This is a genomic window from Aliamphritea spongicola (assembly GCF_017051665.1).
In the GTDB taxonomy this organism is placed as follows: Bacteria; Pseudomonadota; Gammaproteobacteria; order Pseudomonadales; family Balneatricaceae; genus Amphritea; species Amphritea spongicola.
Genome location: NZ_JAFIDL010000003.1, coordinates 138,679 through 159,599 on the forward strand (window position 1 = coordinate 138,679; position 20,921 = coordinate 159,599).

The window sequence follows — 20,921 nt, forward strand, 5'->3', positions numbered from 1 at the left end:
AGAAATGCAAAGAAACAGATGGCTGTCAGAAAAATCCCTGAAAGTCAGATGTTTATTGGGAACTGTACAGGTTTACTGGCGGTTTTACCCCGGCATTACTGTTTAAATGGCGGCTTTTTTCAGTTTTTAATATCCGCTTTTAAATGTTGGCACGTGCTTTGCTTTTAGACTTGCCCATAACGGTAGTCGCGGCGAAGGTGCCGGTAAGCCTTATACGTTTGACCAGTGCCCTAGCAAACATATTTTTTCTGTACGGTGACGGCATCGGCAATGACGGTACAGAACAGACAAATTTAAACCAGTGGAGATGACGATAATGTCAGAGACTATTAAGCTGATTAAAGAAAACGAAGTACGTTGGGTTGATATGCGTTTTACCGATACTCACGGTAAAGAGCAGCACGTTACTATCCCATCGAGCGAAGTGAATGAAGACTTCTTCGAAGAAGGTAAAATGTTCGACGGTTCTTCTATCGGCGGTTGGAAGGGCATCAACGAATCTGACATGATCCTGATGCCTGATGACAGCGCGTCTGTTATGGACCCGTTCGCTGAAGACTCTACTGTTATCGTTCGTTGTAACATCGTTGAGCCTTCTACTGGCCAGGGTTACGAGCGTGATCCACGTTCTGTTGCCAAGCGTGCAGAAGCTTATCTGGCGTCTACCGGTATTGCTGATACTGCTATCTTCGGTCCTGAGCCAGAGTTCTTCGTATTTGACGAAGTTAAGTGGCACGCTGACATCAGCGGTTGCGGTTACACCATCAACTCTCAGGAAGCTGAATGGTCTTCTAACCACAGCATCGAAGGCGGTAACACCGGTCACCGTCCACGTGTTAAGGGCGGTTACTTCCCGGTACCACCGGTTGATTCCCTGCACGATCTGCGTGGCGCAATGTGTGACGCAATGGAAGCAATGGGTCTGACCATTGAAGTACACCACCACGAAGTAGCAACTGCCGGTCAGTGTGAAATCGGTGTTGGTCCAAACACTCTGACTGCCAAAGCTGACGAAGTACAGGTACTGAAGTACTGCGTACACAACGTTGCTCACGCTTACGGTAAGACTGCTACCTTCATGCCTAAGCCACTGGTTGGTGACAACGGTTCCGGTATGCACGTTCACATGTCTCTGTCTAAAGACGGCGTGAACATCTTCCACGGTGACCAGTATGCGGGTCTGAGTGAAGAAGCGCTGTACTACATCGGCGGTATCATCAAGCACGCTAAAGCACTGAACGCGCTGACTAACTCTTCTACTAACGCTTACAAGCGTCTGGTACCTGGTTTCGAAGCACCGGTAATGCTGGCTTACTCTGCCCGTAACCGTTCAGCGTCTATCCGTATTCCTTACGTAACTAACCCTAAGGCATACCGTGTTGAGACTCGCTTCCCTGATCCGTCTGCTAACCCATACCTGTGCTTCGCGGCACTGATGATGGCTGGTCTGGACGGTATCCAGAACAAGATTCACCCTGGCGATGCAGCTGATAAGGATCTGTACGATCTGCCAGCTGAAGAAGCGAAGGAAATCCCGACTGTAGCTGCATCTTTCGAAGAAGCACTGAATGCTCTGGATAACGACCGTGAATTCCTGACTGCTGGTGGCGTATTCACTGATGACATGATCGATGCTTTCATCGCGCTGAAGCGTGAAGAGTGCGAGAAAGTCAGCATGACTACTCACCCGGTAGAATTCGATCTGTACTACTCTGTTTAATCGCAGATAGCAGATGAAAAAAAAACCTCCTTCGGGAGGTTTTTTTGTGGGCATGGAAAACCTGGGCTGCCTAGAAGCTGTAGGTCAGGCCAAGGGTAACAGTGTCAATATCAAGCTTGTCGTTGTCTTTGTTTTCAAGGGCGTAGCGGGAAAATTGCCAGTCGACCGCCAGTTGCTCAGTGAAGTGGTATGCAGCGCCTACACTCAGATACCAGTCTGTACCGTCGGTGCTGCTTTTATTGCCGGATAAACTCTTTGTGTCCACATCCCAGAAAAGTACCCCGGTACGGGCCAGCAGGCTGATGTCCCGGGTTACCATTATTTCGCCTTTCAGGCCCAGTATGTAACCGCTGGCATCAAGTGAGCCTTTTCTGTCGTTATTGTCTTCGACTGAGATTTCCCCTAAATCGGTGTAACCCAGTTCCGCTGAAAAGTTTTTATTGATCTGATAGCCGGCACCAAAGGCAAAGGTTGTGTCGTTATCATCCACCTTATACAGGGGATCTATTTTTTCATCTGAATCCAGGTCAGCCCTGCCTGCACTGCCAAAAATGTAAACGTCATTCAGCCAGTCTGGTGTTTCGGCTAGGGTAGGGGTGGAGAGTGCAGTAAAGGCCAGAATGGCCAGGGAAGAAGAGATTTTTCTCATGGTTTAATTCCTTTTAATGTATATCGGGCTCCATGCCTCTGAGATTTAACGACTGGGCATTAAATCTGTGGCTAAGTATATAGCTAGTGCTTAAGGAAAATGAAATGTTATTTTGTAAGGCTTTGTTGTTGTGGCTGTTGAAGGGGTTAACCGGAGTGGTTAGCAGCAGGAACTTCAGCGTGTTGTAAAGCTGTATTCGTGGACTTCTTAGAAGAGTGAGAAGAATTGAACGTCGATGGGATTGACCGCCGGCAAAATCTCACTGGTGGAATTCAGAGGATTGCTGTGTAAAAAGTCGCCGTAAAGGAAGCTTTTTAAATTGTGCCTAGAATGTCCCGGAAACAGACATATTGTTAAAACGGATTAATCCTTCCTCTGATTAAATTCTCTTTCTTCCTCTGGCGAACAGTGTGACCTTTGATGGACAGGCTTGCACTATTTTGGTGCGCGGTAATAATGTAATACAGAGAAATGGCTGACAATTCTCCCGGTTTCAGAGAGATGTCAGTCTGGTTCGGTTTTTGCAGTAGTAAATATCAGATGATCAGATCAGCGCATAAGACGCTGGCACCGTGTCTTGAATGTATAAGACCAAACTTCGGAAGGGAATTTTCAGGCGACTATATGGCCACAAAACTTTATAAGCAGTTATTGGATAACCTGACCACAGCGGTCATGCTGATCGATGACCGTTTTTCACTGGTGTATATGAACCCGGCAGCGGAAATGTTGCTGGAGGCCAGCGAACGGAGGCTGTTTCATGTGCCTGTCCGTCAGTGGCTGATGCTCGGGGATGAGGACTGGGAGCTGTTAAGAGAGGCGCTGGAGCATCAGCGACCATTTACCAAGCGTGAAGCCAAGGTAAACAGCTTGTCCGGGCATCAGTTTACGGTGGATTACAGTGTGAATCCGATGCTTCAGCAAGGGGAAAAGCTGCTTTTACTGGAATTGCATCCCCGTGACAGGTGGTTGCGTATTTCCCGGGAAGAAGAGCTGCTCAGCCAGCACGAAACATCGATTAATCTGGTACGCGGGCTAGCCCATGAAATTAAGAATCCTCTGGGCGGATTGCGTGGCGCAGCTCAGTTGTTGCAGCGGGAGCTGGCTGATCCGGGCTTGCATGATTACACCCAGGTGATTATCAGTGAGGCAGACCGGTTGCGGGACCTGGTAGACCGCTTGCTGGGGCCTTACCGCCGGCCGCAACTGGCATCAGTGAATATTCACGTCGTTCTTGAACATGTTGCCAGCTTGCTTGAAGCAGAGACAGCAGGCTCAATAAAACTGATTCGCGATTATGATCCGAGTTTACCTGAGTTTGCCGGTGATCAGACGCAGCTGATACAGGCGGTGTTGAATATCGTCCGTAACAGTATGCAGGCTTTGCAGGAAGCGAATACGGAACAGCCGCGCATTACCCTGTGCACCAGAGTGGTGCGGAATATTACCCTGGGCAGTGAAACACACCGGCTGTTATGCAGCGTTGAGGTGATTGATAACGGTCCGGGTGTACCTGAAGAATTACTCAGTAAGATTTTTTATCCGATGGTCAGTGGCAGAGCCTCCGGTACGGGGCTGGGGCTGGCAATCGCCCAGACAATCCTTTCACAGCATGGTGGTTTAATTGAATGTAAGACGGTGCCCGGTGAGACCCGCTTCCAGTTACTCATACCGCTGGAAGCGCTGCCGGCGGACCTGCCTGCAGGTATGCATGATCAACAGGAGAATATCCGTGGCTAATCAGGCAAATGTATGGGTGGTTGATGATGATCAGTCGATCCGCTGGGTGCTGGAACGGGCGCTGAAGAGCGATTCCCTGCAGGTCACATCTTTCGACAGCGGCGATGCCATGCTCAGTCGGCTTGAAAGAGAGCGCCCTGATGTAGTGCTCAGTGATATTCGTATGCCGGGCATTGATGGTTTTGCGTTACTGGAGCAGGTGCACGGTGAGTATCCGGACTTACCGATTATTATTATGACTGCCCATTCCGATCTGGACAGCGCGGTTGCTTCTTATAAAGGCGGGGCTTTTGAATACTTACCCAAGCCTTTTGATATTGATGAAGCAACCGCCATCGTGATGCGCGCTGTGGAGCATGCTCATGAACAGCAGTCGCTGGTGGAAGTAAAGCCTGAGCCCAGTACAGAGATTATTGGTGAAGCGCCTGCCATGCAGGAGGTGTTCCGGGCGATCGGGCGTTTATCCCAGTCCAACATTACGGTGCTGATAAACGGTGAGTCCGGTACCGGTAAAGAGCTGGTTGCGCAGGCATTGCATCAGCACAGTCCGCGGGCGGCATCGCCATTCATACCTCTGAACATGGCAGCCATTCCTAAAGATCTGATGGAGTCTGAGCTGTTTGGCCATGAAAAGGGCGCGTTTACCGGGGCTGCCAGCCGGCGTCCCGGACGTTTTGAGCAGGCTGATGGCGGCACGCTTTTCCTGGATGAAATCGGTGATATGCCTGCGGATACCCAGACCCGGCTTCTGAGGGTGTTGGCTGAAGGGGAATTCTATCGGGTCGGTGGCCATACCTCAGTTAAAGTGGATGTGCGTATCATTGCGGCCACCCATCAGGATCTGGAAAAGCTAGTGAAAGAAGGACGTTTCCGTGAGGATTTGTTCCATCGCTTAAATGTTATCCGTATTCATATTCCCAAGCTGGCGCAGCGGCGGGAAGATATTCCCAAGCTGGCCGAACACTTCCTGCAAAGTTCTGCCCGGGAGCTGGCGGTAGAGCCTAAAGTGCTCAACCCGGTAACCGCTGAATTTCTTGCCGGACTGAGCTGGCCCGGTAATGTCCGGCAGCTGGAAAATACCTGTCGCTGGCTGACTGTGATGGCGTCCGGCCGGGAAGTTCTGCTGGCGGATCTGCCACCTGAGTTGGCTGATCAGACTGGCAGCGTGACGACCGGTAATGATACCGGCATGAACTGGCAGGCGGGCCTGCAGCGCTGGGTCGAAGCCGAGCTGGGGCAGGGGCGCTCGGACGTGCTCGCAACAGCTGTGCCGGATTTTGAAAAGGTAATGATCCGGGTGGCACTGGCACATACCGGCGGGCGGCGTAAAGATGCAGCCGAACTGCTGGGCTGGGGGCGTAATACCCTGACCCGGAAGATTAAAGAGCTGGCAATGGATGATGTCTGAGCTGTAATCCCTTCTCCAGGCGGCTATAATTGCCGCCCAGTCTTTTTGAATATCAGGATGTTTTATGCTGCACGTGGTGCTGTTCCAGCCGGAAATCCCGCCGAATACCGGAAATATTATCCGCCTGTGTGCGAATACCGGTTTTCAGTTGCATCTGATCGAGCCTCTGGGATTTGATTTTGATGATAAAAAACTGCGTCGCGCAGGGCTGGATTATCATGAATTTGCTGAAGTGAAGCGTTATGCCAGTCTTGATGACTGTGTGGCGGCTCTGAACCCCGGAAAGGTCTGGGCTCTGACCACTAAAGGAACAGCTAATTACAGCGAAGCGGCCTTCAGCGCTGGTGATATCTTGCTTTTTGGCCGGGAAACAAAAGGCCTGCCTGATGAAGTGCGCGATGCGTTGCCAGCGGAACAGAAACTGCGTTTACCGATGAAAGGCGATAGCCGCAGCCTGAACCTGTCTAATACGGTTGCAGTTGTTGTCTATGAGGCGTGGCGTCAGTTGGGGTTTGGTGGCCAGGTTTAGCACCGTTTCTTGTCGGGAGAGAGAATGATGGCACAGTCAAAAGTCTGGCTGATTACTGAGTTGGCACCGCCGGAATATTCGCCGGACCGTGAGCAATGTTGGTTAAAGGCGACCGGTTTTGGCGGGGTAAAGTTAACTTTTTCCGGCATCCGGGGGCAGATGATTAATATTCTGTCACTGCAACATCAGCAGTTACCGGTAGCGGTGATGTCTGATGCTTTTACGGCTTTAATGTCGGAGCATCAGATTCCGCATACGGCCATGCTGGGGATTTTGCCTGTACCTGCCCAGGGGCTGCAGGCGCTGATAGACAATGGGCAGGCCGCAGACTGGCTGGCACAGCAAACTGGGCAGTAGATGCTTTTATACAGATAATAAAAAACCGCTCAGATGAGCGGTTTTTTTATATCCGGGCAGGTGCTCAGTGCTGAGCTTCCTGAGAAGCTTCTGCTTCCGCCATGCGCTGCTGCATTTGCTGTGCGTACAGGGCATCGAAGTTAACAGGTGCCAGCATAACCGCAGGGAAGCTGCCTTTGTTAACCATGCTGTCCACAGTTTCGCGGGCATATGGGAACAGAATGTTCGGGCAGAATGCACCCAGTGTGTGGTGCAGTTCCTGCTCTTCCAGACCGGAAATGGTGAAGATGCCAGCTTGCTGGATTTCTGCCAGGAAAGCTGTTTCTTCAGCATTTTTAGCTGTTACAGTCAGGGTCAGGATAACTTCGTAAACGCCTTCTTCCAGTTTGTTGGTTGAAGTGTTCATGTCCAGATTGATTTCCGGCTGCCATTGCTTAGTGAATACTGCCGGAGAGTTTGGCGCTTCGAAAGAAGAGTCTTTAGTGTAGATGCGCTGGATAGCAAACTGTGGTGCTGCCTGTTCCTGTTGCGCTTGTTCGTTCTCAGCCATGTTAAATCCTTAAATATCAGTCGATGATCAGCCCTGTAACAGGCTGTCGAGTTTGTCTTGGTGTTCCAGGGCAAACAGGTCATCGCAGCCGCCCACATGGTAATCACCGATAAAAATTTGCGGTACAGACGTGCGTCTGGTCCGTTCAATCATTTCCTGGCGTGCGCCTGGCTGACGTTCCACATCAATTTCTGTGTACTCTGCCTGCTTGTGTTCCAGGAGCATTTTGGCTCGGCGGCAAAACGGACACCAGCCGTTGCTGTAAATTGTAATCTCAGCCATGGGATTACTTCAGAACAGGCAGGCTCTGTGCCTTCCACTCTGTCATGCCACCGGACAGTTTGACGACGTTGCTAAAGCCCGCAGCCATCAGTTTCTTGGTTGCCGCGCCAGCAGTCTGACCCAGGTTGCAGACCACAATAACAGGCTTTTCTTTGTGCTTGTTGATTTCAGTCATGCGGGTATCAAGTTCGTTAACCGGAATGTGAATCGCATTCGTGATATGGCCTGTGTCATATTCTTTCTTTGGACGGATATCCAGAATGACCGCATTCTCTTTATTGATCAGGCGGGTTGCTTCATGGGTGTTGACGGCTTTACCGCCTTTACGCTGTTCGGTGAAGATCAGCATGGCCAGAGTCAGTACCCAGGCGATAATCAGCATGAAGTTATTGGTTGCGAATTCGATCACTTGTTCCATCGTAAACCTTTTTAGATGTGCTTTGTTCAGCCGCAGTATTTAGAAAAAAGTGGCGGACATTCAGCGGCAGTTGCCGAAACCGGCCGGCCGCGCATGCCGCAGTTAAAATCTGTAAAGCGGCCAAGTATACCCCGCGTTTGCTGTGGAGGTAACAGGCTGAGGCTAAATAATGATGATTTCCTGAGGATTCCTTCTGTTATGCCTTTGGGTGACTTTCATGGCCAGGAAAAATTCACTGCAGATGCCTGCCGGGTTCGCCTTATGGGGGAATTCCAAGTAAAATGCGCGGTCTTACATATCAGCTAAAAAGCCCGTATCAGCCTGTCTGATGTTTGCTGCCGGGCAGTAACACACCGGAAAAGATCACCCATGACCGAGCAACGTAGCACCAAAGCTTTGATTATTCTTGATGGTTTCGGCGTCGAAGCCACAGAATCCAGCGCCGTGATGGCCGCGAATACCCCGACCTGGGATCGTCTGATGGCGAATGCGCCAAACAGCCGTATTGCCACTTCCGGGATGGCGGTTGGGTTGCCGGACGGTCAGATGGGTAACTCCGAAGTGGGTCATATGAATATTGGTGCCGGCCGTACGGTGTACCAGAACTATACCCGCATCAGTAAAGCCATTGATGATGGCAGCCTGTTTGAAAATGAAGTGCTGGTAAATGCGATTGATAAAGCCAAAGCGGCTGACGGTGCTGTGCATGTGATGGGGTTGCTGTCGCCGGGCGGTGTACACAGCCATGAAGAGCATATTTTTGCTTTGCTGGAAATGGCGGTAAAGCGGGGTGTCAGCAAGGTTTACCTGCACGGCATACTGGATGGTCGTGATATGCCACCACGCAGTGCACAGCCATCCATTGAAGCTGCAGAGAAAAAGTTTGCGGAGCTGGGTACCGGTGCACTGGCAACCGTTGTGGGCCGCTACTATGCAATGGACCGTGATAACCGCTGGGACCGTGTGCAGACCGCATACGATGCCATGACTAAAGGTCTGGCGCCTTACTATGAAACTTCTGCGGCCGATGCGCTGGCTAATGCTTATGAGCGGGACGAGAATGATGAGTTTGTGGCAGCGACCTGCATTATCGGTGAAGACGGGCAGCCGGTTGCTCTGATCCGTGATAATGATGCAGTGATCTGTGCGAATTTCCGTCCTGACCGTGCCCGGGAAATTACCCGCGCGTTTGTTGATACCGACTTCGACGGTTTCCAGCGCAGCCGTGTGCCGGCACTGGCTGACTTTGTCATGATGACCGAGTATGCCTCAACGATTAAAACCAGCTGTGCATATCCGCCTAACAAGCTGACCAACAGCCTGGGTGAATACCTGTCTGACCTGGGCCGGACCCAGTTACGTATTTCTGAAACAGAGAAATACGCCCACGTGACTTTCTTCTTTAACGGCGGCGAAGAACAGCCGTATGCCGGTGAAGACCGGATTCTGGTGCCGTCACCGGATGTCGCTACTTACGATCTGAAGCCGGAAATGAGTGCACCGGAAGTGACCGAGAAGCTGGTTGAAGCGATTAAGAGCGGCCAGTACGACCTGATCGTCTGTAACTTTGCGAACCCGGATATGGTTGGTCACACCGGTAACTTTGATGCGGCGGTTAAGGCGGTTGAAGTGATTGACGGTGCGATCAGTCAGGTGCTGGAAGCTATGCAGAGCGTTGCCGGTGAAACCCTGATCACGGCAGACCACGGTAACGTTGAACTGATGGTAAATCCTAAAACCGGACAGGCGCACACGGCGCATACCAACTGGCCTGTTGCGCTGATTTATGACGGTCCACGCCATGCTCAGCTGAGTTTGGAAGACGGTGCCCTGTGTGATCTGGCGCCTTCGTTGCTGGATCTGATGGGGCTGGAAAAACCGGCAGAAATGACCGGCCAGTCGCTGGTGCGTTTCAGCTGATGAATATGGCCGCCATTCACAACGCGGCCATTTTTCTATGAGCCGGATTTATCGGCCAGCTATATTGCTGGTACTTTCTTTATGTGTGCTGATGCCGTCTTTTTCATTCGCGGCGAATGAAGAAGCGGCCACGGCTGCACAGATTAAAGCCTTGCAGAAAAGCGTCCGCCAACTGACAGCTGCCCTGAATGAAACCCAGGGAGAGAAGAAGTCCGTTCAGGGTGAGTTGCGCACCATCGATAAAAAAATCGGCAAGCTGGCCAAACAAATTGGCACGCTGAATAAGCAACTGGGTGGTGCGGAAGCAAAGCTGAAGAAGCTGCAGGCCTCACGCAAACCAATTCTTGCCTCGCTGCGGGAACAGGCCAAAGGCTTGGAAGTGCAGCTGAAGCAACAGTATAAAACCGGTAAGTTACCGCGTTTACAGTTACTGCTGACTCAGCGGGACCCGGAACAGGTGTCCCGGATGCTGCAATACTATGACCGGATTAATCAGACGCTGGCAGATAAATTGCAACATTTCCGCGATGATCTGGTCAAACTGGATCAGGCAGAAGAAGCAATCCGCAGTACCCAGCAAACCGTTTTTGACCGTCGTGATGCGTTACAAAAAAGTGCTACTGAGCTTAAGGCCGGTCGCAGCGAGCGGAAACAGGTACTGGCCCGGCTGGAAAAAGATCTCAAGGCCGGCAGCAAAAAGCTGAAGAACCTTAAAGCGGATCAGCAAAGGCTGGAAAAAGTACTGGCGCAATTGCAGATCTCCATCAGTGAGGTTGCGCTGGGCGGTAATGACCGGGCATTTTCCGAGCTGAAAGGCCGCCTGCCATGGCCTGTGAAGGGGACGTTAACCCGTGGGTTTGGCAGCATGCGTGAAGGTGTCAGATTTGATGGCGTGATACTGACGGCGAAACAGGGGCGGGCGGTTAAGGCGATCCATCATGGCCGGGTGGTTTTTTCTGACTGGCTGAGAGGGTATGGCCTGTTGCTGATAATCGATCATGGCGGCGGTTATATGACCATGTACGGGCAGGCGGACAGTTTGCTGAAAGATGTCGGTGAGTGGGTCTCTGCCAAAGAAACCGTTGCCACAGTAGGAAACAGTGGCGGTAACAGTAAGCCCGGTTTATTCTTTGCCTTACGGTATAAAGGAAAAGCGCGAAATCCGAAGCAATGGCTGGTGAGGCGCTGACCGGCCAACAGGAATGTAGCCTGGATATCATCTTCCGGTATCCACAGAATTAAGGATTCAGTATGAAGCTGACGAAGCAGCTAGCGAGTCTGTGTAAACCTCTGGGTTTGCCATGTTTATTGAGTATGTCATTACTGGGCGGTGTCGTTCAGGCTGAAGACGCGCCTGCGCCGGTTATAAAGCCTCTGCCGCTGGAAGAGATCCGGGTATTTACTGAGGTGTTTGACCGGATCCGTCAGGACTATGTTGAGCAGGTCAGCGATGAGCAACTGCTGGAAGATGCGATCCGCGGCATGCTGGCAGGGCTTGATCCCCATTCTACCTATCTCGAGCCGAGCGCTTTTTCAGAATTACAGACCCATACCAGCGGTGAATTTGGTGGTTTGGGCATTGAAGTGGGCATGGAAGACGGCTTTGTCCGGGTTATCACGCCGATAGACGACACGCCTGCGCAAAAGGCCGGTGTTAAAGCTGGGGACCTGATCATTAAGCTGGGTGATCAGGCCGTTCAGGGGATGGATCTTAATGATGCTGTAGAGCTGATGCGGGGCCCGGCAGGCTCTGAGTTACTTCTGACCATCGTTCGTGAAGGCGAGGAAAAACCGCTGGAAATTACCGTGGTACGGGATGTTATCCGCGTGGCCAGTGTTAAGCAGCGGGTACTGGACGACGGTATCGGTTACCTGCGGATTACTCAGTTCCAGGTGAATACCGGTAATGACCTCAAGCGGGCGATGGAAAAGCTTGAAGATGCAACCGAACTGAAAGGTTTGGTACTGGATCTGCGTAATAACCCCGGGGGTGTATTACGTGCGGCAGTGGATGTCAGTGATGCATTTATGGATGAAGGGCTGATCGTTTACACCAAAGGCCGTAAAGCAAATTCTGAACTGCAATATAAAGCGACCAGTGAACGCCTGACCGATATTCCACTGGTGGTACTGATCAACCAGGGGTCTGCATCTGCATCTGAAATTGTTGCCGGTGCCCTGCAGGATCAGGGCCGCGCCGTGATTATGGGTGTGGATAGCTTTGGTAAGGGCTCGGTACAGACGGTACTGCCGCTGACCAAGGAACGAGCACTGAAACTCACTACCGCCCGCTACTTTACCCCGAGCGGCCGTTCCATTCAGGCTCAGGGCATCAAGCCGGATATTTATGTGGCTGAGGCTGAAATTAAGCTGCGTGAAAGCGGTAACTTCATTAAAGAAAGTGATCTGAGCGGTCACCTGGAAAATGGTGAAGACGGTGCAGAGGATGCTATCACCGATGTTCGCCGTATTGCTGAAACCGATTACCAGCTGTATGAAGCCATCGGTTTGTTACGCGGTCTGGCTATCGCCCGTAAAGTGACTGAAAAAACGGCTGTCGATCAGAACTAGGCTGTTCAGTGGCAATATCGTTATCTTTAGTTCCGAACAGGCAAACAGCAGAGTTGCTGTTTGCCTGTTTTGCGTTTATCTGTTCGGTCTTTGCTCCGCTGGCCGGTGCTGATAGTCAGCAGCCCCGTATGGTTATCATCATTGATGACATGGGGGATAACCTGGCGCAGGGCATTGCCGCCATTAATTTACCCGGTCCGATCGCATACGCCATTCTGCCCCATACCCCTAAGAGCAAAGTGTTAGCTGAGATGGCTAATAGCCAGGGCAAAGATGTCATGGTGCATGTGCCGATGGATAATACCCACCGGTTGGCGCTGGGGCCCGGCGGACTGACAGATGCGTTAAGTAAGGATGTGTTTATTAAAACCCTGCGGGACGGTCTCAAAGCCGTACCTTATGCGGTGGGGTTTAATAATCATATGGGTAGCCTGCTGACACAGAAGGAAGCGCAAATGCAGTGGGCGATGCAGGTGGCGAAGAAACAGCAGATGTTTTTTATTGATAGCCTGACTACCTCAGATACCGTAGCCTGGAAAGCAGCACGCAGGGCCGATATTCCCTGGTTAATCCGGGATATTTTTCTTGATCATGAGCAAACGCCGGAGTTTGTCGAGCGGCAGTTTAACGCCGGTGTGGCACTGGCCCGTGAGCGTGGCTTTGCTGTGCTGATCGGGCATCCGTATCCGGTGACGATTAATTTTTTACAGGAAGCCTTACCCCGTCTGGGAGAGCTGGGTATTCAGCTGGTTGCTCCGAGCGGTTTCCTGTTACAGATGCAGGACAGTCAGGATCTGGAGCGTGCCCGGCAGCATTTCTGTGAAGCTGAAGAGTGCCGTGCTCAGGGGTATCACCAGTAACTGCCGTAACCTGTTTTCCGTCAGATGATCGCGATACCGTCGAGTATCAGTTTAATCCCGACCAGAATCGTCAGTGCTTCAAAAATCCGTTTGATCGCCCGGTTTCCTTTGGCCAGCGCTACATGCGCGCCGGCGTACGCGCCGATTAATGCGCCAAGAATCAGTGCCGGTAGCCATGACCATTGCGGCGGTGTTTGCAGGGCGACAGTGATTGCACCTGAGCCGTTCCAGAACATGCCAACCAGTACCAGAACATAGGCGACGGCCCGTTTATAATCCAGCCCAAACCAGCGAACCAGCCAGAGGGTGACAAACAGGCCTGTGCCTGAGGTCAGTGAACCGTTCAGAACCCCGATAAAAAATAGCACTGCTCCGCCAATGGTCATACCGGCGAGATCCCGGTGCTTTGGCGTATGTTCCAGTCCGAGACTGGCTTTGAAAATCGAATAGATGCCCAGGCCGGCGGTGAGTATACCGAGGCTGATCAGGGTGATTTTTTCAGGAATCTGCAGGATGACGATTCCGCCAAGCACCACGCCGGGCAAACCGGTGGCCAGAATGTAGCCACAGAAGCGCCGTTCCAGTGTGCTTTCTTTCAGGTGCCGGAGGGTGGCGCCCAGACCCAGTGCAACGCTGGCGATTTTGTGGGTGGCCAGTGCTGTACTGAAGGAGAGCCCCAGAAAAAGCAGAACGGGGAGTTGCAGTAAACCGGCACCTCCGCCGGCCATGGCTGATAAACCATTGGCCAGCAGAGATATCAGTAACAGGCCCAGCTGTTCGATCATGTAGGGCCTTAGCTGCGGGTTGCAGCGCTAGCGAGCACGGTCCACTGATCAGCCCAGTTCTGGGTCGGGCGGTTTTTAAATTCACTGCGGACGAACTGGCGAATGCGGCCTTCGGCGCTGGCCAGCAGCAGATTGGCTGTTGCCCCGCCCGGCAGTTCAGTACGCAGGCCTTCGGTTTGTTCGGCGGTCCGCAGAATCTGTTTGATCTGGGTTTCCAGCCGCTCGAAGAACTGATTGATACGCTGGCGCAGACGGTCGGTTTCGCCGGCCAAAGCATCACCGGTGAGGATGCGTGCCATCCCCGGATTACGTTCCACAAAGGCCAGCAGTAGCGTCAGAATCTGCTCACACTGCTTCAGTGCTGTGGCATCTGACTGGGTGATCAGGGTCACCCGGCTGAAGATGGTTTCTTCAATGAAGCTGATCAGCCCTTCAAACATCCGCGCTTTGCTCGGAAAGTGTCGGTACAGTGCCGCTTCAGATACACCGACCTGCTTAGCCAGCGAAGCGGTGGTAATACGGGCACCGGGATCGCTTTCCAGCATCATTGCCAGTGCCTGAAGAATTTGTTCCCGGCGGGAAACTTTTTCGGGTTGGTTCATTATGCGTCCGCTGCTTTGTTGGTGATCAGGGTGCCGACACCTTCATCGGTGAAGATTTCTAGCAGGCAGGAGTGTTCTACCCGGCCATCAATGATGTGGGCGCTGGTCACGCCGGCTTTCACGGCGTTCAGGGCACAGTCGATTTTTGGCAGCATGCCGCCATAGATGGTGCCGTCTTCGATCAGTCCGTCTACCTGTTCGGTGGTCAGGCCGGTCAGTACCTTGCCGTCTTTATCCAGCAGGCCTTCAATGTTGGTCAGAAGAATGAGTTTTTCAGCCTGCAGAACTTCTGAGACTTTACCGGCAACCAGGTCCGCGTTGATGTTGTAAGAGGTACCGTCTTTGCCAACACCGATTGGTGCGATGACCGGAATGAAGTCGGAATTCACCAGCATGTTCAGCACATCAACGTTAACGTTTTCAACTTCGCCCACGTGGCCGATGTCGATGATTTCCGGTGCTTTCATTTCCGGTGTTTTGTGCTTCACTTTCAGCTTGCGGGCGCTGAGCAGCATGCCGTCTTTACCGGTCATACCGATGGCTTTACCGCCGTTGCTGTTGATCAGGCCAACGATGTCTTTGTTAACCATGCCGCCAAGTACCATTTCCACAACGTCCATGGTTTTTGAGTCAGTGACCCGCATGCCGTTAACGAAGTGGGATTCAATGGCCAGTTTTTCCAGCAGGTCGCCAATTTGCGGGCCGCCGCCGTGAACAACGATCGGGTTAATACCGATGGTTTTCATCATCACAATATCGCGGGCAAAGCTGTTTTTCAGCTTGTCGTCGATCATGGCGTTGCCGCCGTATTTGATCACTACAGTTTTACCGGTAAAACACTGAATGTAAGGCAGTGCTTCACTCAGTACGTTGGCGGTGTTCATCGCCGCTTTTCTAGTTAAAGGCATGATCTGTCTCTTGGTTTGTTCCGGTTTTCAGCCATTCCTGGGGTACCTGAAGTTCAGGTGCCAGTTGTTTAAGGTGGCTGTAAATGGTCGTGTAAATACGTTGCAGGGCATCAGTTGTATCGGCTTCTGCCCTGAGTGTCAGGTTCGGGCTGGTATTGGAGGCACGGATGCCAAACCAACCGTCAGAAAACTCTACCCGCAGGCCGTCAATGGTGCTGACCCGGGCATTATTAAAATCCAGTTGTTGCAGTTCGCCGATAATGCCGAATTTGTGCTCTTCGGTGGTGCTTATATGCACCATTGGTGTTGAGATACATGTCGGGTATCCGGCCAGAGGCGCATCGAACAGCGCAGCTGCATCCTGTCGGTTGTTTTTTGCCTGGATCAGCAGTTCCAGAACGCGCACTGCGGTATACAGGGCGTCGTCAAATCCGTACCAGTCTTCGGCAAAGAACAGGTGGCCTGTGAATTCACCGCCAAACGCGGCTCCGGTTTGCTTCATCCGGCCTTTAATCATGGAGTGCCCACAGCGCCACATGGTGGCTGTACCGCCGTTGTTTTCAATCAGGCGGCGCAGGTTCAGTGAGCATTTAACGTCATGCACCACTTCACTGCCGGGGTGTTGCTGCAGTACTTCCAGTGCGAACAGGCAGAGCAGTTCATCGGTATCGCGGATGTTACCGCGATTGTCCACGACGCCAAGGCGGTCACCGTCGCCGTCAAATGCCAGGCCGATATCTGCACCGGTCTCTTTAACTGTGCGGATCAGATCCTGCAGATTAACCGCATGCTCCGGATCCGGGTGGTGGTTGGGGAAAGTACCGTCGACGTCACAGTACAAAGGGATGACTTCGCAGCCCAGATATTCTGTCAGTGCCATCACCCAGGGGCCGGCCACACCGTTGCCACAGTCGATGACGACTTTCAGGGGCGTATTCTTTGTATCCAGTGTGCGTTGCTCGGCAATGCGGGCAATGTAGTCTGGCTGTACGTCCTGATGACGGATATGCCCGGCAACTGGGTCGGTATGTAAGTCGTCACTGAGGATTCGCCGGTACAGCTGCTGTATCGCTTCGTCTGCCAGGGTTTCGCCGCCGAGCATGACTTTAAAGCCGTTGTAGTCTGTGGGGTTGTGGCTGCCGGTAATCATGATGCCGGAACCTGTGCCCAGCAGTACGGTTGCAAAATACAATCCGGGGGTCGGCACCATGCCAATGCTGACCACGTTGACGCCAGCGGCGATGATACCTCTGATCAGGGCGTCGTTGAGTGCCGGTCCGGATAAGCGGCCGTCATAGCCGACTGCCAGGGTACTGATATGCCGGGCACGGGCTTCGCTGGCGATGGCCTGGCCGATTTTTTCGGCGCATGCTTCGCTGAGTGTCTGGCCGAAAATGCCACGAATATCATAAGCCCGGAATATATTCGGGTCGATGTTCGCTGTGTCGGAGGGTTTTGCCATGATGCTCAGGGTGTCCTTAATCTGTTCCGGGCCGGGATTCAGTGCCGGCCGGATGAGCCAAAACTGCCTTCGCCGCGGTCGCTGTCGTCGAATTCTTCAACGATTTCGAAACTGGCCTGTATAACCGGAACCAGCACCATCTGAGCGATACGTTCACCGGGTTCTACCGTAAAAGTGCTGTCGCTGCGGTTCCAGCAGGAGACCATCAGTTGTCCCTGATAATCTGAGTCGATCAGGCCAACGAGGTTGCCAAGTACGATGCCGTGTTTATGGCCAAGTCCTGAACGGGGCAGGAGCATTGCACAGAGGTTTGGATCGGCGACGTGAATAGCCAGGCCTGTGGGTAACAGTTGGGTTTCGCCGGGGGCCAGCGTCAGTGGTTCGTTGATACAGGCGCGCAGGTCGAGCCCGGCAGAACCTTCGGTAGCATAGTGAGGGAGTGGAAACTCACTGCCGATTCGGTCGTCCAGAATTTTTGCCTGCAGGGACTGTTTTTGTGTTGTCATAGTGTTCAGCTCTCTGAGTACTGGTCGGCGATCAGGTTAATCAGCTGTTTGGCCAGTAACCGCTTGCTGGTTTGTGGCAAAGGAGTAGCCGCTGTTTTGCTGATAACAGTGACGGCATTGTCATCGCTGTTAAAGCCGATATCGCTGCGGGACACATCATTAGCAATGATCAGATCCAGGTTTTTACGCTGTAATTTATCCTGGGCATAAGCAACAACGTCCTGTGTTTCTGCTGCAAAACCGACACAGAAGGGGTTATCCGGCTGGCTGGCGATAGTGGCTACAATGTCCGGGTTCTTCACCAGATGCAGTTCCATCAGCTCTTCTTTGCCTTTTTTCATTTTATGTTCGGCAACCGATACCGGCCGGTAATCAGCAACGGCAGCAGCAGCTATAAATATGTCGCAGTCGCCAATGCCGTCCAGGGAGGCATCCAGCATTTGCTGGGCGCTTTCAACCTGAACCCGTTCACAGCGTGCCGGGGCTTCAAGGTTAACCGGGCCGCTGATCAGTTTTACCCGGGCACCGGCGTCTGCAGCAGCGGCTGCCAGCGCATAGCCCATTTTTCCGGAGCTGTGGTTGCTGATGTAACGTACCGGGTCCAGTGCTTCCCGGGTTGGGCCGGCCGTAATGAATACCTGCTTGCCGGCCAGAGCCCCCTGATCAAAGAGGGCGGCAGCCTGGCTGGCGATATCCAGTGGTTCGAGCATCCGGCCGGGACCGTTGTCGCCACAGGCCTGATCCCCAACACCGGGGCCCAGCAGGCGGATGTTCTTGCTTTGCAGATCGGCGGCGTTTTGCTGCGTCTGTACATCACGCCACATGGCCTGATTCATAGCCGGTGCGAGGACCACAGGTGCTTCGCTGGCCAGACAGATAGTGCTGAGCAGGTCGTTGCCCATGCCGCTGTTCAGGCGGGCCATAAAATCAGCGCTGGCGGGGGCGATCAGAATCATATCTGCCCATTTAGCCAGTTCTATATGACCCATGCCGGCTTCGGCTTCCGGGTCCAGAATATGCTGATGGACTGCGTGGCCGGAAAGGGCCTGCAGGGTTAGCGGGGTAATGAATTCACAGGCCGCAGGGGTCATAACGATCCTGACATCGGCGCCGTGGGTTTTCAGAATACGGGTCAGTTCGGCGCTTTTATACGCAGCAATACCGCCGGTTATACCTAAAACAATCTGTCGGTTAGTGAGTCTGTGCATACCCTTGAGCGACCACCGTTGCTAGCTGTTGACGCAGACTGCGTCTGAAAAGGCCGACAAAGATACCACTTATTGCAGGTGCAATAAATACATCGGACGGGTGAATAGCTATTGGTTTTTTCCTGAAGCCCTATTAGGGTTAACAGTAACCGGCGGTTCTGCGTGACAGAGCGGGACGGTCAGAGAATACAGGGATGTATAACAATCAGGAGATCAGGGATGGCGATTACAGACTGGCCGGCGCAGGAGCGCCCACGGGAAAAGTTGTTACACAGAGGGGCGGTTTCTCTCTCGGATGCAGAGTTGTTGGCGATTTTTCTGCGTACCGGTATTTCCGGCAGCAGTGCGGTAGATATGGCCCGTGAGTTGTTAAGAGAGTTCGGCAGTTTAGCCGGCGTTGCCGGGGCTGCTCAGAAAGACTTGTGCGGTGTTAAGGGGATCGGTACTGCAAAGTATGTTCAGCTGCAGGCTGCTTTACAGATCAGCCTGCGTATTCAGGGTGAGGCGCTGGTGCACAGTTCAGTGCTGGATTCTCCTCTGGAGGTGAAACATTATCTGGGTAACCAGCTGCGTTATTATTCACAGGAAGTTTTTGCTGCTTTATTACTGGATAACCGGCACCGGGTTATCTGTTTCAAAGAGTTGTTCTACGGCACGATCAACAGTGCCAGTGTGCATCCCCGTGAGGTGGTAAAGCTGGCGTTAAAGCATAATGCGGCGGCCCTGATTATTTGCCATAACCATCCCTCCGGGGTGGCTGAGCCCAGTGATGCTGATGTGGATATTACCCGGCACCTGCAGCAGGCTTTATCGCTGGTGGATGTGCAGTTGCTGGATCATATGGTGATCGGGGATTCTGAGGTGATTTCGATGGCCGAACGGGGGCTGTTTTATCCTTCGGTTAATCTGGATAAATAAATACATATAGCACTGGCTTATATTATTTATTTTCTGTAAAATGCGCGCTCTTCTATCCATGGTATGGGATTTTGTCTGGTACAGACGCTCCGCCTGAAGCCGGTAAGTTTTCACCGGTTGATAAGTATCGGATAGGGGTTAACTGCCTGTGAAGGCAATTATTACAGAAAAAGGTATTTAACATGTCTCGAGTTTGCATGGTTACAGGTAAGCGTCCTGTAACAGGAAACAATGTTTCCCACGCACTGAACAGAACCCGTCGTCGCTTCCTGCCAAACCTGCACTGGCACCGCTTCTGGGTTGAGAGCGAGCAGAAGTTTGTACGTCTGCGCGTTTCTTCTAAAGGTATGCGTATCATCGATAAGAAAGGTATCGATGCTGTGCTGGTAGATGTTCGTAAGAACGGCATCAAGGTTTAAGGAGCAGTATCATGCGCGATAAGATTAAGATGGTTTCATCTGCAAAAACTGGTCACTTTTACACTACGACTAAGAACAAGCGTACTACTCCAGACAAGCTGGAAATGAAGAAGTACGATCCTGTTGTTCGTCAGCACGTTATGTATAAAGAAGCTAAGATCAAGTAAGATCTTGCTACTGAAAGAAAAAACCCGGCTTGTCCGGGTTTTTTTTCGTCTGTCATTTGTGCCACATATCAGCTGTAGTAGAGTTGAACGCAGCGTTTAATCTAGATTGGGAAAAGTCATGCCGGAATTACCTGAGGTAGAAACCACACGCCGGGGTATAGAGCCTCACATAGTCGGACAGCAGGTTGACCAGTTGATCGTGCGGCAGCCAAAGTTGCGCTGGCCGGTGCCGGAGCAACTGTCTGATTACCTGAAAGGAAAGGTCATTGAGTCGGTGCAGCGGCGGGGTAAGTATCTGTTGCTGAATACTGATCAGGGTGCCGCGATGTATCACCTTGGCATGTCCGGCAGTTTATATATGGTGTCAGCGGATCAGCCGCCGGCATATCATGATCATGTGGATCTGGTGCTGAAAAACGGCATGGCACTGCGGCTGACGGACCCGCGGCGGTTTGGCTCTCTGCTGTGGCAGGCCCGGGGAGAGCAGCACGAGCTGTTAGTTAAACTGGGGCCGGAGCCTTTAAGTGATGCTTTTGATGCGGATCATTTACAGGCAGCATGCGCCGGGCGTAAGGTGGCCATCAAGCAGTTGGTGATGAATTCTGCTGTGGTTGTCGGGGTTGGGAATATTTACGCCAATGAGGCGTTGTTTGCAGCAGGTATCCATCCGAAACGGGCGGCAGGACGTATTTCACGACAGCGAATAGAACAGTTAGTCGTCGAAATTAAGCGGATACTGGCGGCTGCCATTGAGCAGGGCGGAACCACGCTGAAAGATTTTATCGGCGGCGACGGTAAGCCCGGATACTTCAAACAGGAGTTATCAGTTTACGGACGGGGTGGAGAGGCCTGTGTCCGGTGTGATACGCCTTTAACTGAAATTCGCCTGGGGCAGCGCAGTACGGTGTTTTGTCCGAACTGTCAGCGTTAACAGAGGGAAGC

General features: G+C 52.4%; 23 protein-coding genes. 13 read left to right on the forward strand and 10 right to left on the reverse strand.

Annotation, left to right across the window (positions count from 1 at the left end; all coding sequences use genetic code 11):
* Positions 1-316 precede the first annotated feature (316 nt).
* A complete protein-coding gene (gene glnA / locus JYB63_RS10570; RefSeq protein ID WP_205657841.1) occupies positions 317-1,720 on the forward strand; it encodes a glutamate--ammonia ligase in 1,404 nt (467 codons plus the stop codon).
* Positions 1,721-1,790: 70 nt separating this feature from the next.
* Here glnA and JYB63_RS10575 read toward each other — a convergent pair whose 3' ends face one another.
* The gene (locus JYB63_RS10575; RefSeq protein ID WP_205657842.1) at positions 1,791-2,369 is read right to left on the reverse strand and encodes a porin; all 579 of its coding nucleotides are present in this window, start codon (positions 2,367-2,369) and stop codon (positions 1,791-1,793) included.
* Positions 2,370-2,993: 624 nt separating this feature from the next.
* Between JYB63_RS10575 and glnL the strand changes: the two genes are divergently transcribed.
* The 4 genes from glnL (at position 2,994) to JYB63_RS10595 (ending at position 6,403) form a co-directional block, all read left to right on the forward strand.
* Positions 2,994-4,109: a nitrogen regulation protein NR(II) gene (gene glnL / locus JYB63_RS10580; protein ID WP_205657843.1), complete on the forward strand. Its 1,116-nt coding sequence runs from the start codon at positions 2,994-2,996 to the stop codon at positions 4,107-4,109.
* Positions 4,102-5,517 (forward strand): nitrogen regulation protein NR(I), encoded by a 1,416-nt coding sequence (gene ntrC / locus JYB63_RS10585; RefSeq protein WP_336510874.1) that lies wholly within the window; start codon positions 4,102-4,104, stop codon positions 5,515-5,517. The genes glnL and ntrC overlap by 8 nt, the downstream gene beginning before the upstream one ends.
* A gap of 64 nt (positions 5,518-5,581) precedes the next feature.
* Positions 5,582-6,046 (forward strand): tRNA (uridine(34)/cytosine(34)/5-carboxymethylaminomethyluridine(34)-2'-O)-methyltransferase TrmL, encoded by a 465-nt coding sequence (trmL, locus tag JYB63_RS10590; RefSeq protein WP_205657845.1) that lies wholly within the window; start codon positions 5,582-5,584, stop codon positions 6,044-6,046.
* Between the two features lie 24 nt (positions 6,047-6,070).
* Positions 6,071-6,403, forward strand: a complete 333-nt coding sequence (locus JYB63_RS10595) for a hypothetical protein (protein ID WP_205657846.1) — start codon at positions 6,071-6,073, stop codon at positions 6,401-6,403.
* Positions 6,404-6,467: 64 nt separating this feature from the next.
* On the opposite strand, the gene secB is transcribed toward JYB63_RS10595, so the two are convergent.
* The 3 genes from secB to JYB63_RS10610 are packed head-to-tail and all read right to left on the reverse strand — an operon-like array spanning position 6,468 to position 7,653.
* Positions 6,468-6,953, reverse strand: coding sequence for a protein-export chaperone SecB (gene secB / locus JYB63_RS10600; RefSeq protein ID WP_205657847.1), 486 nt, complete (start codon positions 6,951-6,953; stop codon positions 6,468-6,470).
* A 27-nt stretch (positions 6,954-6,980) separates the two neighbouring features.
* Entirely contained in the window at positions 6,981-7,235 is a 255-nt protein-coding gene (gene grxC / locus JYB63_RS10605) for a glutaredoxin 3 (RefSeq protein WP_205657848.1), read from the reverse strand.
* A gap of 4 nt (positions 7,236-7,239) precedes the next feature.
* Positions 7,240-7,653, reverse strand: a complete 414-nt coding sequence (locus JYB63_RS10610) for a rhodanese-like domain-containing protein (protein WP_205657849.1) — start codon at positions 7,651-7,653, stop codon at positions 7,240-7,242.
* Positions 7,654-8,022: 369 nt separating this feature from the next.
* On the opposite strand from JYB63_RS10610, the gene gpmI reads away from it, so the two are divergent.
* The 4 genes from gpmI (at position 8,023) to JYB63_RS10630 (ending at position 13,004) form a co-directional block, all read left to right on the forward strand.
* The gene (gene gpmI, locus JYB63_RS10615) at positions 8,023-9,573 is read left to right on the forward strand and encodes a 2,3-bisphosphoglycerate-independent phosphoglycerate mutase (RefSeq protein ID WP_205657850.1); all 1,551 of its coding nucleotides are present in this window, start codon (positions 8,023-8,025) and stop codon (positions 9,571-9,573) included.
* 37 nt (positions 9,574-9,610) lie between these two features.
* Positions 9,611-10,762: a murein hydrolase activator EnvC family protein gene (locus JYB63_RS10620; RefSeq protein WP_205657851.1), complete on the forward strand. Its 1,152-nt coding sequence runs from the start codon at positions 9,611-9,613 to the stop codon at positions 10,760-10,762.
* A gap of 62 nt (positions 10,763-10,824) precedes the next feature.
* On the forward strand, positions 10,825-12,144 hold the full coding sequence (locus tag JYB63_RS10625; RefSeq protein ID WP_205657852.1) for a S41 family peptidase: 1,320 nt from the start codon (positions 10,825-10,827) through the stop codon (positions 12,142-12,144).
* Between the two features lie 8 nt (positions 12,145-12,152).
* Positions 12,153-13,004 (forward strand): divergent polysaccharide deacetylase family protein, encoded by an 852-nt coding sequence (locus JYB63_RS10630; protein ID WP_336510875.1) that lies wholly within the window; start codon positions 12,153-12,155, stop codon positions 13,002-13,004.
* Positions 13,005-13,024: 20 nt separating this feature from the next.
* Here the strand turns inward: JYB63_RS10630 and JYB63_RS10635 are convergent, their stop codons facing one another.
* Genes JYB63_RS10635 through coaBC form a run of 6 tightly spaced genes read right to left on the reverse strand, consistent with a single transcriptional unit; the run spans position 13,025 to position 18,475 of the window.
* A complete protein-coding gene (locus tag JYB63_RS10635) occupies positions 13,025-13,789 on the reverse strand; it encodes a sulfite exporter TauE/SafE family protein (RefSeq protein ID WP_205657853.1) in 765 nt (254 codons plus the stop codon).
* An 8-nt stretch (positions 13,790-13,797) separates the two neighbouring features.
* A complete protein-coding gene (gene slmA / locus JYB63_RS10640) occupies positions 13,798-14,391 on the reverse strand; it encodes a nucleoid occlusion factor SlmA (RefSeq protein WP_205657854.1) in 594 nt (197 codons plus the stop codon).
* The gene (argB, locus tag JYB63_RS10645) at positions 14,391-15,299 is read right to left on the reverse strand and encodes an acetylglutamate kinase (RefSeq protein WP_205657855.1); all 909 of its coding nucleotides are present in this window, start codon (positions 15,297-15,299) and stop codon (positions 14,391-14,393) included. The genes slmA and argB overlap by 1 nt, the downstream gene beginning before the upstream one ends.
* Positions 15,286-16,761: a phosphomannomutase/phosphoglucomutase gene (locus JYB63_RS10650; protein ID WP_205657856.1), complete on the reverse strand. Its 1,476-nt coding sequence runs from the start codon at positions 16,759-16,761 to the stop codon at positions 15,286-15,288. Before JYB63_RS10650 ends, argB begins: the two co-directional genes overlap by 14 nt.
* A gap of 38 nt (positions 16,762-16,799) precedes the next feature.
* Positions 16,800-17,267, reverse strand: coding sequence for a dUTP diphosphatase (dut, locus tag JYB63_RS10655; RefSeq protein ID WP_205657857.1), 468 nt, complete (start codon positions 17,265-17,267; stop codon positions 16,800-16,802).
* A 5-nt stretch (positions 17,268-17,272) separates the two neighbouring features.
* Entirely contained in the window at positions 17,273-18,475 is a 1,203-nt protein-coding gene (gene coaBC, locus JYB63_RS10660) for a bifunctional phosphopantothenoylcysteine decarboxylase/phosphopantothenate--cysteine ligase CoaBC (protein ID WP_205657858.1), read from the reverse strand.
* 219 nt (positions 18,476-18,694) lie between these two features.
* Between coaBC and radC the strand changes: the two genes are divergently transcribed.
* From radC to mutM, 4 genes are all read left to right on the forward strand, one after another.
* Positions 18,695-19,393, forward strand: coding sequence for a RadC family protein (radC, locus tag JYB63_RS10665; protein ID WP_205657859.1), 699 nt, complete (start codon positions 18,695-18,697; stop codon positions 19,391-19,393).
* A 182-nt stretch (positions 19,394-19,575) separates the two neighbouring features.
* Complete coding sequence (gene rpmB, locus JYB63_RS10670; protein ID WP_205657860.1) at positions 19,576-19,812, forward strand: 50S ribosomal protein L28; 237 nt, start codon at positions 19,576-19,578, stop codon at positions 19,810-19,812.
* 11 nt (positions 19,813-19,823) lie between these two features.
* Complete coding sequence (rpmG, locus tag JYB63_RS10675; protein ID WP_205657861.1) at positions 19,824-19,979, forward strand: 50S ribosomal protein L33; 156 nt, start codon at positions 19,824-19,826, stop codon at positions 19,977-19,979.
* Between the two features lie 118 nt (positions 19,980-20,097).
* Positions 20,098-20,910 carry a bifunctional DNA-formamidopyrimidine glycosylase/DNA-(apurinic or apyrimidinic site) lyase gene (gene mutM / locus JYB63_RS10680; RefSeq protein WP_205657862.1) on the forward strand — a complete coding sequence of 271 codons (813 nt, stop codon included), beginning with the start codon at positions 20,098-20,100 and terminating at the stop codon, positions 20,908-20,910.
* Positions 20,911-20,921: the final 11 nt, after the last annotated feature.